18 protein-coding genes are annotated in these 15,188 nt (G+C 52.6%); 16 read left to right on the top strand and 2 right to left on the bottom strand.

The features are described from left to right. Nucleotides 1-189: 189 nt before the first annotated feature. The 4 genes from fliD to amyA all read left to right on the top strand — a co-directional run bounded on the left by fliD (nt 190) and on the right by amyA (nt 3,961). The gene (gene fliD, locus AABJ99_RS10120; protein WP_338387553.1) at nt 190-1,596 is read left to right on the top strand and encodes a flagellar filament capping protein FliD; all 1,407 of its coding nucleotides are present in this window, start codon (nt 190-192) and stop codon (nt 1,594-1,596) included. A 24-nt stretch (nt 1,597-1,620) separates the two neighbouring features. Then, complete coding sequence (gene fliS / locus AABJ99_RS10115; protein WP_000270663.1) at nt 1,621-2,031, top strand: flagellar export chaperone FliS; 411 nt, start codon at nt 1,621-1,623, stop codon at nt 2,029-2,031. After that, nucleotides 2,031-2,396 carry a flagella biosynthesis regulatory protein FliT gene (fliT, locus tag AABJ99_RS10110; RefSeq protein WP_039020700.1) on the top strand — a complete coding sequence of 122 codons (366 nt, stop codon included), beginning with the start codon at nt 2,031-2,033 and terminating at the stop codon, nt 2,394-2,396. The genes fliS and fliT overlap by 1 nt, the downstream gene beginning before the upstream one ends. A gap of 77 nt (nt 2,397-2,473) precedes the next feature. After that, nucleotides 2,474-3,961 carry an alpha-amylase gene (gene amyA / locus AABJ99_RS10105; RefSeq protein WP_001245699.1) on the top strand — a complete coding sequence of 496 codons (1,488 nt, stop codon included), beginning with the start codon at nt 2,474-2,476 and terminating at the stop codon, nt 3,959-3,961. Between the two features lie 33 nt (nt 3,962-3,994). Here amyA and yedD read toward each other — a convergent pair whose 3' ends face one another. Continuing rightward, the gene (yedD, locus tag AABJ99_RS10100) at nt 3,995-4,408 is read right to left on the bottom strand and encodes a lipoprotein YedD (RefSeq protein WP_001354738.1); all 414 of its coding nucleotides are present in this window, start codon (nt 4,406-4,408) and stop codon (nt 3,995-3,997) included. 186 nt (nt 4,409-4,594) lie between these two features. Between yedD and yedE the strand changes: the two genes are divergently transcribed. The 5 genes from yedE (at nt 4,595) to AABJ99_RS24995 (ending at nt 7,470) form a co-directional block, all read left to right on the top strand. Then, entirely contained in the window at nt 4,595-5,800 is a 1,206-nt protein-coding gene (yedE, locus tag AABJ99_RS10095; RefSeq protein WP_000118897.1) for a selenium metabolism membrane protein YedE/FdhT, read from the top strand. After that, nucleotides 5,797-6,030 (top strand): sulfurtransferase-like selenium metabolism protein YedF, encoded by a 234-nt coding sequence (yedF, locus tag AABJ99_RS10090; protein WP_000790504.1) that lies wholly within the window; start codon nt 5,797-5,799, stop codon nt 6,028-6,030. The genes yedE and yedF overlap by 4 nt, the downstream gene beginning before the upstream one ends. A gap of 106 nt (nt 6,031-6,136) precedes the next feature. Then, nucleotides 6,137-6,805 carry an SOS response-associated peptidase gene (yedK, locus tag AABJ99_RS10085; RefSeq protein WP_097399261.1) on the top strand — a complete coding sequence of 223 codons (669 nt, stop codon included), beginning with the start codon at nt 6,137-6,139 and terminating at the stop codon, nt 6,803-6,805. A 110-nt stretch (nt 6,806-6,915) separates the two neighbouring features. Further along, complete coding sequence (yedL, locus tag AABJ99_RS10080; protein WP_000494170.1) at nt 6,916-7,395, top strand: GNAT family N-acetyltransferase; 480 nt, start codon at nt 6,916-6,918, stop codon at nt 7,393-7,395. A gap of 18 nt (nt 7,396-7,413) precedes the next feature. Continuing rightward, the gene (locus tag AABJ99_RS24995) at nt 7,414-7,470 is read left to right on the top strand and encodes a cyclic lactone autoinducer peptide (RefSeq protein WP_108990983.1); all 57 of its coding nucleotides are present in this window, start codon (nt 7,414-7,416) and stop codon (nt 7,468-7,470) included. 331 nt (nt 7,471-7,801) lie between these two features. Here AABJ99_RS24995 and fliE read toward each other — a convergent pair whose 3' ends face one another. Continuing rightward, nucleotides 7,802-8,116: a flagellar hook-basal body complex protein FliE gene (gene fliE, locus AABJ99_RS10075; protein ID WP_001274299.1), complete on the bottom strand. Its 315-nt coding sequence runs from the start codon at nt 8,114-8,116 to the stop codon at nt 7,802-7,804. A 214-nt stretch (nt 8,117-8,330) separates the two neighbouring features. On the opposite strand from fliE, the gene fliF reads away from it, so the two are divergent. The 7 genes from fliF to fliL all read left to right on the top strand — a co-directional run bounded on the left by fliF (nt 8,331) and on the right by fliL (nt 15,184). Then, nucleotides 8,331-9,989 carry a flagellar basal-body MS-ring/collar protein FliF gene (gene fliF, locus AABJ99_RS10070; RefSeq protein WP_039020698.1) on the top strand — a complete coding sequence of 553 codons (1,659 nt, stop codon included), beginning with the start codon at nt 8,331-8,333 and terminating at the stop codon, nt 9,987-9,989. Beyond that, complete coding sequence (fliG, locus tag AABJ99_RS10065; protein WP_000067950.1) at nt 9,982-10,977, top strand: flagellar motor switch protein FliG; 996 nt, start codon at nt 9,982-9,984, stop codon at nt 10,975-10,977. The genes fliF and fliG overlap by 8 nt, the downstream gene beginning before the upstream one ends. After that, on the top strand, nt 10,970-11,656 hold the full coding sequence (gene fliH / locus AABJ99_RS10060; protein WP_039020697.1) for a flagellar assembly protein FliH: 687 nt from the start codon (nt 10,970-10,972) through the stop codon (nt 11,654-11,656). Before fliG ends, fliH begins: the two co-directional genes overlap by 8 nt. Next, on the top strand, nt 11,656-13,026 hold the full coding sequence (gene fliI / locus AABJ99_RS10055; protein ID WP_000213273.1) for a flagellar protein export ATPase FliI: 1,371 nt from the start codon (nt 11,656-11,658) through the stop codon (nt 13,024-13,026). The genes fliH and fliI overlap by 1 nt, the downstream gene beginning before the upstream one ends. A 21-nt stretch (nt 13,027-13,047) precedes the next feature. Then, the gene (gene fliJ / locus AABJ99_RS10050; RefSeq protein ID WP_000807585.1) at nt 13,048-13,491 is read left to right on the top strand and encodes a flagellar export protein FliJ; all 444 of its coding nucleotides are present in this window, start codon (nt 13,048-13,050) and stop codon (nt 13,489-13,491) included. Further along, complete coding sequence (gene fliK / locus AABJ99_RS10045; RefSeq protein ID WP_039020696.1) at nt 13,488-14,615, top strand: flagellar hook-length control protein FliK; 1,128 nt, start codon at nt 13,488-13,490, stop codon at nt 14,613-14,615. Before fliJ ends, fliK begins: the two co-directional genes overlap by 4 nt. Before the next feature lie 104 nt (nt 14,616-14,719). Further along, on the top strand, nt 14,720-15,184 hold the full coding sequence (gene fliL, locus AABJ99_RS10040; RefSeq protein WP_000133109.1) for a flagellar basal body-associated protein FliL: 465 nt from the start codon (nt 14,720-14,722) through the stop codon (nt 15,182-15,184). Nucleotides 15,185-15,188: the final 4 nt, after the last annotated feature.

The following is a 15,188-nucleotide window of genomic DNA, read 5'->3' as shown; positions in this document are numbered from 1 at the left end:
TTATCGTCTGTCGTAAAACAACCTTTAGAATTTTTTTCACAAACAGCCATTTTTTGTTAGTCGCCGAAATACTCTTTTCTCTGCCCCTTATTCCCGCTATTAAAAAAAACAATTAAACGTAAACTTTGCGCAATTCAGGCCGATAACCCCGGTATTCGTTTTACGTGTCGAAAGATAAAAGGAAATCGTATGGCAAGTATTTCATCGCTGGGAGTCGGGTCAGGTCTGGATTTAAGTTCAATCCTTGATAGCCTCACCGCCACGCAAAAAGCGACGCTAACCCCTATTTCAAATCAGCAATCGTCGTTTACCGCTAAACTTAGCGCCTACGGTACGCTGAAAAGCGCGTTGACGACTTTCCAGACCGCCAATACTGCATTGTCTAAAGCCGATCTTTTTTCCGCCACCAGCACTACCAGCAGCACCACCGCGTTCAGTGCCACCACCGCTGGTAACGCCATCGCCGGGAAATACACCATCAGCGTCACCCATCTGGCGCAGGCGCAAACCCTGACCACGCGCACCACCAGAGATGATACGAAAACGGCGATCGCCACCAGCGACAGTAAAATCACCATTCAACAAGGCGGCGACAAAGATCCGATTACCATTGATATCAGCGCAGCTAACTCGTCGTTAAGCGGGATCCGTGATGCTATCAACAACGCAAAAGTAGGCGTAAGCGCAAGCATCATTAACGTGGGTAATGGTGAATATCGTCTGTCAGTCACATCAAATGACACCGGCCTTGATAATGCGATGACACTCTCGGTCAGCGGTGATGATGCGCTACAAAGTTTTATGGGCTATGACGCCAGTGCCAGCAGCAACGGTATGGAGGTCTCGGTCGCCGCCCAGAATGCGCAGCTGACGGTCAACAACGTCGCCATTGAGAACAGCAGCAACACCATCAGCGACGCGCTGGAAAACATCACCCTGAACCTGAACGATGTCACCACGGGCAACCAGACGCTAACCATCACTCAGGACACCTCCAAAGCGCAAACGGCGATTAAAGACTGGGTGAATGCCTATAACTCGCTAATAGATACCTTCAGCAACCTGACCAAATACACCGCCGTAGATGCGGGGGCTGATAGCCAGAGTTCTAGCAATGGCGCACTGCTCGGCGACTCCACGTTGCGGACGATTCAGACGCAGTTGAAATCGATGCTGAGTAATACCGTTAGTTCTTCCAACTATAAAACGTTGGCGCAGATTGGTATCACGACCGATCCCAGCGATGGCAAACTGGAACTGGATGCCGACAAACTCACCGCTGCACTGAAAAAAGATGCCAGCGGCGTAGGTGCATTGATTGTTGGCGATGGTAAAAAAACCGGCATCACGACCACCATCGGCAGCAACCTGACCAGTTGGCTTTCGACAACGGGCATTATTAAAGCCGCTACCGATGGCGTTAGTAAGACCCTGAATAAGTTAACTAAAGACTACAACGCCGCCAGCGATCGCATTGATGCGCAGGTCGCTCGCTACAAAGAACAATTTACCCAACTGGACGTTTTAATGACCTCGTTAAACAGCACCAGCAGCTACTTAACGCAGCAGTTCGAAAACAACAGTAATTCCAAGTAATCAATATTCATCGGGAGACAGGTCATGTACGCGGCAAAAGGCACCCAGGCCTATGCACAAATTGGCGTCGAAAGCGCCGTAATGAGCGCCAGCCAGCAGCAGCTGGTCACCATGCTATTTGATGGAGTGCTGAGCGCACTGGTTAGAGCGCGCCTGTTTATGCAGGACAACAATCAGCAAGGCAAAGGCGTCTCTTTGTCAAAAGCGATCAACATCATTGAGAACGGGCTGCGGGTGAGTCTTGATGAAGAGAGCAAAGACGAACTAACCCAAAACTTGATTGCTCTTTATAGCTATATGGTCAGGCGCTTGCTGCAAGCCAATTTACGCAACGATGTCTCCGCAGTCGAAGAAGTGGAAGCATTAATGCGTAACATTGCCGATGCCTGGAAAGAGTCGTTACTCTCCCCTTCTTTGATTCAGGACCCAGTCTGATGAACAATGCACCGCATTTGTATTTCGCCTGGCAACAACTCGTCGAAAAAAGCCAGCTCATGTTACGCCTGGCGACAGAAGAACAATGGGACGAACTCATCGCCAGCGAAATGGCGTATGTGAATGCGGTGCAGGAGATTGCACATCTGACTGAAGAGATTGATCCGTCCACCACGATGCAGGAGCAACTCCGCCCGATGCTGCGCCTGATTCTCGACAACGAAAGCAGGGTAAAGCAGTTATTGCAGATTCGGATGGATGAACTGGCGAAACTGGTCGGTCAGTCATCGGTGCAAAAATCGGTGTTAAGTGCCTATGGCGATCAGGGCGGCTTTGTGCTGGCTCCGCAGGATAACCTCTTTTGAATCTTAACGAGCCGATGGCTCGCGAATAATCCGATTACGGCTACGCTTCTAATGTTCCCCTTGAATGGAGTCGAAGAATGCGTAATCCCACGCTGTTACAATGTTTTCACTGGTATTACCCGGAAGGCGGTAAGCTCTGGCCTGAACTGGCCGAGCGCGCCGACGGTTTTAATGATATTGGTATCAATATGGTCTGGTTACCGCCAGCCTATAAAGGCGCATCGGGCGGGTACTCGGTCGGCTACGACTCCTATGATTTATTTGATTTAGGCGAGTTTGATCAGAAAGGCAGCATCCCTACTAAATATGGCGATAAAGCACAACTGCTGGCCGCCATTGACGCCCTGAAACGTAATGACATTGCGGTGCTGTTGGACGTGGTAGTCAACCACAAAATGGGCGCAGATGAAAAAGAAGCTATTCGCGTGCAGCGTGTAAATGCTGATGACCGTACGCAAATTGACGAAGAAATCATTGAGTGCGAAGGCTGGACGCGTTACACCTTCCCCGCCCGTGCCGGGCAATACTCGCAGTTTATCTGGGATTTCAAATGTTTTAGCGGTATCGACCATATCGAAAATCCTGATGAAGATGGCATATTTAAAATTGTTAACGACTACACCGGCGAAGGCTGGAACGATCAGGTTGATGATGAACTCGGTAATTTCGATTACCTGATGGGCGAGAATATCGATTTTCGCAATCATGCCGTGACGGAAGAGATTAAATACTGGGCGCGCTGGGTGATGGAACAAACACAATGCGACGGTTTTCGTCTTGATGCGGTCAAACATATTCCGGCGTGGTTTTATAAAGAGTGGATCGAACACGTACAAGAAGTTGCGCCAAAGCCGCTGTTTATTGTGGCGGAATACTGGTCGCATGAAGTCGATAAACTGCAAACGTATATAGATCAGGTGGAAGGCAAAACCATGTTGTTTGATGCGCCGCTGCAAATGAAATTCCATGAAGCATCGCGCATGGGGCGCGACTACGACATGACGCAGATTTTCACTGGGACGTTGGTGGAAGCCGATCCTTTTCACGCCGTAACCCTCGTTGCCAACCACGACACCCAACCGTTGCAAGCCCTCGAAGCGCCGGTCGAACCGTGGTTTAAACCGCTGGCGTACGCCCTAATTTTGTTGCGGGAAAATGGCGTTCCTTCGGTGTTCTATCCGGATCTCTACGGTGCACATTACGAAGATGTCGGTGGTGACGGGCAAACCTATCCGATAGATATGCCAATAATCGAACAACTTGATGAGTTAATTCTCGCCCGTCAGCGTTTCGCCCACGGTGTACAGACGTTATTTTTCGACCATCCGAACTGCATTGCCTTTAGCCGCAGTGGCACCGACGAATATCCCGGCTGCGTGGTGGTCATGTCGAACGGAGATGATGGCGAAAAAACCATTCATTTAGGAGAGAATTACGGCAATAAAACCTGGCGTGATTTTCTGGGGAACCGGCAAGAAAGTGTAGTAACCGACGAAAACGGCGAAGCGACCTTCTTTTGCAACGGCGGCAGCGTTAGCGTGTGGGTTATCGAAGAGGTGATTTAAATTCATCCCCGGCGGCAAGCCGGGGAGATTTCATTACGGCAGTGGCGTCGGTAACGGCGCTTTATCCAGCGCAGCGGCACACTCTGCCGTCGGGCGATCCACACGCTCCATTGTCATTCCATCGTACTCAATGGTGTTACCTTCACGCTCAACCTCGTACAGCTCACGTTTTACGGTAACGTTAGTGAGATCATCAGACATCAATGTCAACTTACCCGGCACAGCAATCACCCGCTGCCACTGACGGCAATCCAGGGTATCGCCCTCTTTAGTGACAATCAGGCTGCCTATCGCTTCCGGACTGACCAGCGCACTTTGCGGCCCTTTGGTCTGCCAGTAGCCCGCCAGCCAGTCCGGCGCGGGGGTTTTAACGACATTGTTATAGTTTTCGACTTCGGCACAGCCCGCCAGCAACATGAGCGCGCCTGCAATTGCGAGTTTTTTCATCATTCGTCCTGCATGAGAAGAAAAGAGGATTGTGGCATTAAAGCCCTGATGTCGCCAGCCTTTCCAGGTTCAGAGAGAAATTTGATCTAACTATTATTTTTGTGAATTATTACCCCGAAAATAAATTTGCTTGATGTATGATTCGCGACTCTTGTTTCAAACCTTCTGAGTTCAGAGGCTACATACATGTCATGGCAGCAATTCAAACACGCCTGGTTGATTAAATTCTGGGCCCCCATCCCTGCGGTCATCGCGGCGGGTATTCTCTCCACTTACTACTTTGGCATCACTGGCACCTTTTGGGCTGTCACGGGTGAATTTACCCGTTGGGGCGGTCAGCTCCTGCAGCTGTTCGGCGTCCATGCTGAAGAGTGGGGGTATTTTAAAATTATCCATCTGGAAGGATCGCCATTAACCCGCATCGACGGCATGATGATCCTCGGTATGTTTGGCGGCTGCTTTGCTGCAGCGCTGTGGGCCAACAATGTCAAACTACGCATGCCGCGCAGCCGTATCCGCATTATGCAGGCCATCATTGGCGGCATTATCGCCGGTTTTGGCGCGCGTCTGGCAATGGGCTGTAACCTGGCGGCGTTCTTTACCGGCATTCCTCAGTTCTCGCTGCATGCCTGGTTCTTTGCCATCGCCACTGCCATTGGTTCATGGTTTGGCGCGCGCTTTACCCTGCTGCCCATCTTCCGTATTCCCGTGAAAATGCAGAAAGTTTCTGCCGCCTCACCGCTGACGCAAAAACCGGATCAGGCGCGGCGTCGTTTTCGTCTCGGGATGCTGGTCTTTTTCGGCATGCTGGGCTGGGCGCTGCTGACGGCGATGAACCAACCAAAACTGGGGCTGGCAATGCTGTTTGGCGTCGGCTTTGGTTTACTGATTGAACGTGCGCAAATCTGCTTTACTTCGGCGTTCCGCGATATGTGGATCACCGGACGTACCCATATGGCGAAAGCAATCATTATCGGTATGGCGGTGAGTGCCATCGGGATCTTCAGTTACGTACAGTTAGGCGTTGAACCCAAAATCATGTGGGCAGGACCAAACGCGGTAATTGGTGGCTTGCTGTTTGGATTTGGCATCGTGCTGGCAGGCGGTTGCGAAACCGGCTGGATGTACCGCGCGGTAGAAGGCCAGGTGCACTACTGGTGGGTCGGTCTGGGCAACGTGATCGGCTCAACGATTCTGGCGTATTACTGGGATGATTTCGCTCCGGCGCTGGCCACCGACTGGGACAAAATCAACCTCCTGAAAACCTTTGGCCCGATGGGTGGCCTGCTGGTGACATATTTGCTGCTGTTTGCTGCGCTGATGTTGATTATCGGCTGGGAAAAACGCTTCTTCCGCCGTGCGGCACCGCAGACAGCTAAGGAGATCGCATGAAAAATATCGTTCCTGATTACCGCCTTGATATGGTGGGTGAACCCTGCCCTTATCCGGCAGTTGCAACCCTTGAGGCGATGCCGCAGTTAAAAAAAGGTGAGATCCTGGAAGTGGTGAGCGACTGTCCGCAGTCGATCAATAATATTCCACTGGATGCGCGTAATCACGGCTATACGGTGCTGGATATTCAGCAAGACGGGCCGACCATTCGTTATTTAATTCAGAAGTAATCCCTCCTTCCCGCTGTGTCCCACAGCGGGAACATCGTTGCCTCTGGCACATAGATTTTACCCGCCCCCTCTCCTATTCTTTTCAGGGGGATCTCAGGAGGTTTCTATGTGTGGACGCTTTGCCCAATCCCAAACGCGTGAAGATTACCTTGCGCTTCTCGCGGAAGATATTGAACGCGATATTCCCTACGATCCCGAACCCATTGGCAGATACAACGTCGCGCCGGGAACCAAAGTTCTTCTGCTCAGTGAACGTGATGAACACCTTCATCTGGATCCGGTTTTCTGGGGATATGCTCCCGGATGGTGGGATAAACCGCCGCTGATTAACGCCCGCGTAGAAACTGCGGCAACCAGTCGTATGTTTAAACCGCTCTGGCAACATGGTCGGGCAATCTGTTTTGCCGATGGCTGGTTTGAGTGGAAAAAAGAAAGCGACAAAAAACAGCCTTATTTTATCTATCGCGCTGATGGACAACCTGTTTTTATAGCCGCGATAGGTAGCACACCGTTTGAGCGTGGTGACGAAGCCGAAGGATTTTTGATTGTCACTGCAGCAGCAGACCAGGATCTGGTGGATATTCATGACCGCCGCCCGCTGGTACTGTCGCCAGAAGCTGCGCGGGAATGGATGCGGCAAGAGATTAGCGGTAAAGAAGCCTCTGAAATCGCTGCCAGGGGGTGTGTGTCAGCAAACCAGTTCACCTGGCACCCTGTGTCGCGCGCGGTGGGTAATGTCAAAAACCAGGGCGCAGCGTTAATTCACCCTGTTTGATAAGCCTGGATATTATTGTTCAACAATACTGCGTCATAAGAAATCTCTATTAGACAAAGATTTCATTACCTGTTGGCATATTGCAAAAATAACACCAATACGGAATCGTCATGTTCACGATTAAAACAGATGATCTCACCCATCCAGCAGTGCAAGCATTAGTGGCTTACCATATTTCCGGCATGCTGCAGCAGTCTCCCCCCGAAAGCAGTCATGCTTTAGATGTGCAAAAATTACGTAACCCGACAGTGACATTCTGGTCAGTATGGGAAGGCGAACAACTCGCAGGAATTGGTGCGCTGAAGTTGCTGGATGATAAACATGGCGAACTGAAATCAATGCGTACCGCGCCAAATTATTTACGTCGGGGTGTCGCCAGTCTGATTTTACGCCACATTTTGCAGGTCGCCCATGACAGATGCCTTCATCGCCTGAGCTTAGAAACGGGTACACAGGCTGGATTTACGGCCTGCCATCAACTTTATTTGAAGCATGGTTTCGTTGATTGCGAACCGTTTGCTGATTATCAACTTGATCCACACAGTCGATTTTTGTCATTGACGCTATGCGAAAATAATGAATTGCCATGAGCCAGACGCAGCACATTCTTGCATTCGACGTGCTGCGCCTTTATTTATCACCAGCCGGAAACGCCTTGTCTCTAGACGCCCCTTCCACATACGCCACAAGAAACCTCTATTCCAGTGACACAATCACGCCTGATTATTTCCCTAGCCCGGAATATGAATAAAAACATCAACAAAGATTAAATTATCCAAACGTTACTATTGCGTCTGTGGTTGTAACAACAACCGACCTGGTGATGCGTGTTAAAGGAGACACTCTGATGTTCAGGGGGGTTATCGCGTTTACAGATCGTGGATGGCAGAAAACTTTCAGGATCAGGTATCCATTTCAAACCAGAAAACGAGTGAGTTTACCCCATCCATGCCCCACGCGGTGAGATCGGATGTAATCAACAACAGGTTACACAACCTACACCTGCATGCTCATCACTTCCTGATACGCCGCCACCAACTTATTACGCACCTGAATCCCCATTTGCATTGAAACTGAGGCTTTTTGCATATCGGTCATCACATCGTTTAACGCCACGCCGGGTTCGCCGAGGGTGAATTTTTCTGCCTGCGTGCGGGCGGCGGTTTGTGTATCGCTTATGCGATCGAGCGCGGCATGCAGCTGCCCGGCAAAACTAATGGTCGGTTGCGGTAGTGATTCCTGCGCACGCGCACTCATCGCCGTAGCCTGTAACTGGCTAATAACCCCTTCAATCCCCTGTATCGCTGACATTTTCATCTCCCGGATAATTTCTGGTAGCAAAGCCTACCAGTAAGTCAATAAGACAAAGGCGCTAAATAGCAACAAAAAAACGGGTTTATTGGCGGATAGAAAAAAACGAAAGCACAAATAATGAGAGCGTCAATTTTTCGAGTTTGCTGACCCGGGAGTGAGTCTTGTTCCACTTTGCCAATAACGCCGTCCATAATCAGCCACGAGGTGCGCGATGAATGCGACTGCAGCCCAGACAAAATCTCTTGAGTGGCTTAATCGCCTGCGTGCGAATCCGAAAATTCCATTGATTGTTGCCGGTTCCGCGGCAGTGGCGGTCATGGTCGCACTGATCCTGTGGGCGAAAGCCCCCGACTACCGCACATTATTCAGCAATCTGTCCGATCAGGATGGTGGCGCAATCGTCAGCCAACTGACGCAAATGAATATTCCTTACCGCTTTAGCGAAGCCAGCGGCGCGATTGAAGTTCCGGCAGAAAAAGTTCACGAACTGCGTCTGCGCCTGGCGCAACAAGGTTTGCCCAAAGGCGGCGCGGTCGGTTTCGAACTGCTCGATCAGGAAAAGTTTGGCATTAGCCAGTTCAGCGAACAGGTGAATTATCAGCGGGCGCTGGAAGGCGAGCTTTCTCGTACCATCGAAACTATCGGCCCGGTAAAAGGGGCGCGTGTCCATTTGGCATTGCCAAAACCCTCTTTATTTGTCCGTGAGCAAAAATCCCCTTCTGCATCGGTGACGGTAAATCTGTTACCCGGCCGCGCACTCGATGAAGGGCAAATTAGCGCCATTGTGCATCTGGTTTCCAGCGCAGTTGCTGGTCTGCCGCCGGGGAACGTCACGTTGGTGGATCAGGGCGGACATCTGTTAACCCAATCCAACACCAGCGGGCGCGATCTTAATGATGCTCAGTTGAAATATGCCAGTGATGTCGAAGGCCGAATTCAGCGGCGTATTGAAGCGATTCTGTCGCCTATTGTCGGCAACGGCAATATTCACGCCCAGGTTACGGCGCAACTGGACTTCGCCAGTAAGGAGCAAACCGAAGAGCAGTATCGCCCTAACGGTGATAAATCTCAGGCGGCGCTCCGCTCACGCCAGCTTAATGAGAGCGAGCAAAGCGGTTCCGGTTATCCAGGCGGCGTACCGGGTGCGTTGTCGAATCAACCAGCACCCGCAAATAACGCGCCGATCAGCACGCCTCCGGCAAATCAAAATAATCGCCAGCAGCAGGCAAGTACTACCAGCAATAATGGGCCGCGTAGCACACAGCGTAATGAAACCAGTAACTACGAGGTCGATCGCACCATTCGTCATACCAAAATGAACGTGGGCGATGTGCAACGTCTGTCAGTCGCGGTAGTGGTGAATTACAAAACCTTGCCAGATGGCAAACCGTTGCCTCTCAGCAACGAACAGATGAAGCAAATTGAAGATCTGACCCGCGAGGCGATGGGCTTTTCTGAAAAACGCGGTGACTCACTCAATGTCGTTAACTCGCCGTTCAATAGCAGCGACGAAAGCGGTGGAGAACTGCCGTTCTGGCAACAACAGGTATTTATCGATCAGTTGCTGAGCGCCGGACGCTGGTTGCTGGTACTGCTGGTGGCGTGGCTACTGTGGCGTAAAGCGGTACGTCCACAGCTAACTCGTCGCGCTGAGGCGATGAAAGCTGTGCAGCAACAGGCGCAGGCCCGCGAGGAAGTGGAAGATGCGGTGGAAGTCCGCCTGAGCAAAGATGAACAACTCCAACAACGACGCGCGAACCAACGTCTGGGGGCAGAGGTCATGAGCCAGCGTATCCGTGAAATGTCTGATAACGATCCGCGCGTGGTGGCGCTGGTCATTCGCCAGTGGATAAATAACGATCATGAGTAACCTGACAGGCACCGATAAAAGCGTCATCCTGCTGATGACCATTGGCGAAGACCGGGCGGCAGAGGTGTTCAAGCACCTCTCCCAGCGCGAAGTGCAAACCCTGAGTGCAGCAATGGCGAACGTCACGCAGATCTCCAACAAGCAGCTAACCGATGTGCTGGCGGAGTTTGAGCAAGAAGCTGAACAGTTTGCCGCACTGAATATCAACGCCAACGATTATCTGCGTTCGGTGCTGGTCAAAGCCCTCGGTGAAGAACGTGCCGCCAGCCTACTGGAAGATATTCTCGAAACCCGCGATACCGCCAGCGGTATTGAAACGCTCAACTTTATGGAGCCGCAGAGCGCCGCCGATCTGATTCGCGATGAGCATCCGCAGATTATCGCCACCATTCTGGTGCATCTGAAGCGTGCGCAAGCCGCCGATATTCTGGCGTTGTTCGATGAACGTCTGCGCCATGACGTGATGTTGCGTATCGCCACCTTTGGCGGCGTGCAGCCAGCCGCGCTGGCGGAACTGACCGAAGTACTGAATGGCTTGCTCGACGGTCAGAATCTCAAGCGCAGCAAAATGGGCGGCGTGAGAACTGCAGCCGAAATTATCAACCTGATGAAAACGCAGCAGGAAGAAGCCGTTATTACCGCCGTGCGTGAATTCGACGGCGAGCTGGCACAAAAAATTATCGACGAGATGTTCCTGTTCGAAAATCTGGTGGATGTCGACGATCGCAGCATCCAGCGTCTGTTGCAGGAAGTGGATTCCGAATCGCTGTTGATCGCGCTGAAAGGGGCCGAGCAACCACTGCGCGAGAAGTTCCTGCGCAATATGTCGCAGCGTGCCGCCGATATTCTGCGCGACGATCTCGCCAACCGTGGTCCGGTGCGTCTGTCGCAGGTGGAAAACGAACAGAAAGCGATTCTGCTGATTGTGCGCCGCCTTGCCGAAACTGGCGAGATGGTGATTGGTAGCGGCGAGGATACCTATGTCTGATAATTTGCCGTGGAAAACCTGGACGCCAGACGATCTCGCGCCACCACAGGCAGAGTTTGTGCCAATGGACGAGCCAGAAGAAACCATCATTGAAGAGACTGAACCCAGCCTTGAGCAGCAACTGGGACAACTGCAAATGCAGGCCCATGAGCAAGGTTATCAAGCGGGGATTACTGAAGGCCGTCAGCAAGGTCACGAACAGGGCTATCAGGAAGGTCTGGCCCAGGGGCTGGAACAAGGGCTGGCACAGGCAAAATCCCAGCAAGCGCCAATTCATGCCCGGATGCAGCAACTGGTCAGCGAATTTCAAACTACCCTTGATGCACTTGATAGTGTGATAGCGTCGCGCCTGATGCAGATGGCGCTGGAGGCGGCGCGCCAGGTCATCGGTCAAACACCAACGGTGGACAACTCGGCGCTGATCAAACAGATCCAACAGTTGTTGCAGCAAGAACCGTTATTCAGCGGCAAACCGCAGCTGCGCGTGCACCCGGATGATCTGCAACGTGTTGATGATATGCTGGGCGCAACCTTAAGTTTGCATGGCTGGCGCTTACGGGGCGATCCCACGCTCCATCCAGGCGGCTGCAAAGTCTCCGCCGATGAAGGCGATCTCGATGCCAGTGTCGCCACTCGCTGGCAAGAGCTCTGCCGTCTGGCAGCGCCAGGAGTGGTGTAATGACCACGCGCCTGACTCGCTGGCTAACCACGCTGGATAACTTCGAAGCCAAAATGGCGCAGTTGCCTGCGGTACGTCGCTACGGGCGATTAACCCGCGCCACCGGGCTGGTGCTGGAGGCTACCGGATTACAATTGCCGCTCGGCGCAACCTGTGTGATTGAGCGCCAGAACGGGTCGGAAACGCATGAAGTAGAAAGCGAAGTGGTTGGTTTTAACGGTCAACGGCTGTTTTTAATGCCGCTGGAAGAAGTGGAAGGTGTCCTGCCCGGCGCGCGCGTTTATGCCAAACACATTTCGGCTGAAGGGCTGCAAAGCGGCAAGCAGTTGCCACTCGGTCCGGCGTTATTAGGTCGCGTTCTGGATGGCAGCGGTAAACCGCTTGATGGCCTGCCCTCCCCCGATACGACCGAAACCGGAGCGCTGATTACCCCGCCATTTAACCCGTTGCAACGTACCCCAATTGAGCATGTGCTGGACACCGGAGTGCGCCCAATCAATGCCCTGCTTACCGTTGGGCGCGGGCAGCGTATGGGGCTATTTGCTGGTTCTGGTGTCGGTAAAAGTGTGCTGCTGGGGATGATGGCACGTTACACCCGCGCCGATGTCATTGTCGTGGGTTTGATTGGTGAACGTGGGCGCGAAGTAAAAGATTTTATTGAGAATATCCTCGGTGCCGAAGGGCGTGCACGCTCCGTGGTGATTGCCGCTCCAGCGGATGTTTCTCCGCTCCTGCGAATGCAAGGTGCCGCCTATGCCACGCGCATTGCCGAAGATTTTCGCGATCGTGGTCAGCATGTGTTGCTGATTATGGACTCCCTCACCCGCTACGCGATGGCCCAGCGTGAGATTGCGCTGGCGATTGGCGAACCGCCTGCCACCAAAGGTTATCCACCGTCGGTATTCGCCAAATTACCGGCGCTGGTCGAGCGTGCCGGTAACGGTATCAGCGGCGGCGGCTCAATTACGGCGTTTTATACCGTGCTCACCGAAGGCGATGACCAGCAGGACCCGATTGCCGACTCCGCACGGGCGATCCTCGACGGTCACATTGTACTTTCTCGTCGTCTGGCGGAAGCCGGACACTATCCGGCGATTGATATTGAAGCGTCGATCAGCCGTGCAATGACGGCGTTGATCAGCGAGCAACATTACGCGCGAGTGCGCACCTTCAAACAGCTGTTGTCGAGTTTTCAGCGTAACCGCGATCTGGTTAGCGTCGGCGCGTATGCCAAAGGCAGCGATCCAATGCTCGATAAAGCAATCGCTCTGTGGCCGCAGCTGGAGGGCTATTTGCAACAAGGCATTTTTGAACGCGCGGACTGGGAAGAGTCTCTCCAGGGACTGGAGCGCATATTCCCGACAGTGTGAAAACGCAGGAGATAACGGCAGATGGCAGAACATGGCGCGCTGGCGACCCTGAAAGATCTGGCAGAAAAAGAGGTAGAAGATGCCGCGCGCCTGCTGGGTGAAATGCGTCGCGGATGCCAGCAGGCAGAGGAACAACTCAAAATGCTGATCGATTATCAGAATGAATATCGCAATAACCTCAACAGCGATATGAGTGCCGGGATGACCAGTAACCGCTGGATCAACTATCAGCAGTTTATCCAGACGCTGGAAAAAGCCATTACTCAGCATCGCCAGCAACTTAATCAGTGGACGCAGAAAGTAGACATTGCCCTGAACAGCTGGCGAGAAAAGAAACAACGTTTGCAGGCCTGGCAGACACTGCAGGAACGGCAATCCACGGCGGCACTGCTTGCAGAAAACCGTCTCGATCAGAAAAAGATGGATGAGTTCGCCCAACGCGCCACCATGAGGAAACCCGAATGATTCGCTTAGCGCCCGTGATTACCGCTGACGTTGACACCGCCATATTGCCCGGCGGTAAAGCCAGCGATGCTGCACAAGATTTTCTCGCATTGTTGAGTGGAGCAATAGCAGGTGAAACAACAACCGACAAAGCGGCCCCTCAGTTGCTGGTGGCAACAGATAAACCCACAACAAAAGGTGAGCCGCTGGTTAGCGATATTCTTTCCGATGTGCAACAAGCGGATTTACTGATCCCTGAGGATGAAATACCGCCTGTCATCAACGACGAACAATCCACATCAACACCGTTAACCACCGCTCAGACGATGACGTTGGCTGCGGTGGCTGACAAAAATACGACAAAAGACGAAAAAGCAGATGAGCTTAATGAAGACGTCACCGCAAGCCTGAGCGCCCTTTTTGCGATGTTACCGGGTTTTGACAATACGCCCAAAGTGGCTGATGCGCCGTCAACCGTGTTACCGACAGAGAAACCAACTCTCTACACAAAACTGACTACGGCGCAATTCACAACCGCACAGCCCGATGACGCCCCCGACGCGCAAGCTCAGCCAGTAACACCGCTGGTAGCAGAGGCCCAGAGTAAAGCGGAAGTCATCAGCACACCTTCGCCGGTGACCGCTGCCGTCAGCCCGCTCATCACTCCGCACCAGACACAGCCGCTGCCCACCGTCGCAGCACCTGTTTTGAGTGCGCCGCTGGGTTCTCACGAATGGCAACAATCATTAAGCCAGCATATTTCGCTGTTTACCCGCCAGGGGCAACAAAGCGCAGAGTTACGTCTGCACCCGCAGGATTTAGGTGAAGTACAAATCTCCCTTAAAGTGGATGATAGCCAGGCGCAAATCCAGATGGTGTCACCGCATCAGCACGTACGCGCCGCGCTGGAAGCTGCGCTACCGGTACTGCGTACGCAGCTGGCAGAAAGTGGCATTCAGTTAGGGCAAAGCAACATCAGTGGCGAAAGCTTTAGTGGTCAGCAACAGGCCGCTTCACAGCAACAGCAAAGCCAGCGCACAGCAAATCATGAACCTCTGGCGGGTGAAGACGACGATGCGCTACCCGTTCCCGTCTCTTTACAAGGGCGCGTAACAGACAACAGTGGCGTTGATATTTTCGCCTAACGTCAGAGGTAGCACCGTAATCCGCGTCTTTTCCCCGCTTTGTTGCGTTCAAGACGCAGGATAATTAGCCGATAAGCAGTAGCGACACAGGAAGACCGCAACACATGACTGATTACGCGATAAGCAAGAAAAGCAAGCGATCGCTTTGGATCCCGATTCTGGTATTCATTACCCTCGCGGCCTGTGCCAGCGCAGGTTACAGCTACTGGCATTCGCATCAGGTTGCCGCTGACGACAAAGCGCAGCAGCGCGTCGTGCCCTCCCCGGTCTTCTATGCGCTGGATACCTTTACGGTCAATTTGGGTGATGCGGATCGCGTACTTTATATCGGCATAACTCTGCGGCTAAAAGATGAAGCTACCCGCTCGCGGCTAAGTGAGTATTTGCCGGAAGTCCGTAGCCGTTTGCTGTTACTGTTTTCGCGTCAGGATGCTGCCGTACTGGCGACAGAAGAAGGCAAGAAAAGCCTGATTGCTGAGATTAAAGCCACACTTTCCACCCCGCTTGTTGCCGGGCAACCGAAACAGGATGTCACCGACGTGCTGTATACCGCTTTTATTCTGCGATAACGAC

Source organism: Escherichia coli, from assembly GCF_036503815.1.
Classification (GTDB): domain Bacteria; phylum Pseudomonadota; class Gammaproteobacteria; order Enterobacterales; family Enterobacteriaceae; genus Escherichia; species Escherichia coli_F.
The sequence above is the reverse complement of the archived record's forward strand: the minus strand, read 5'-3'. Positions and strand labels throughout refer to the sequence as shown.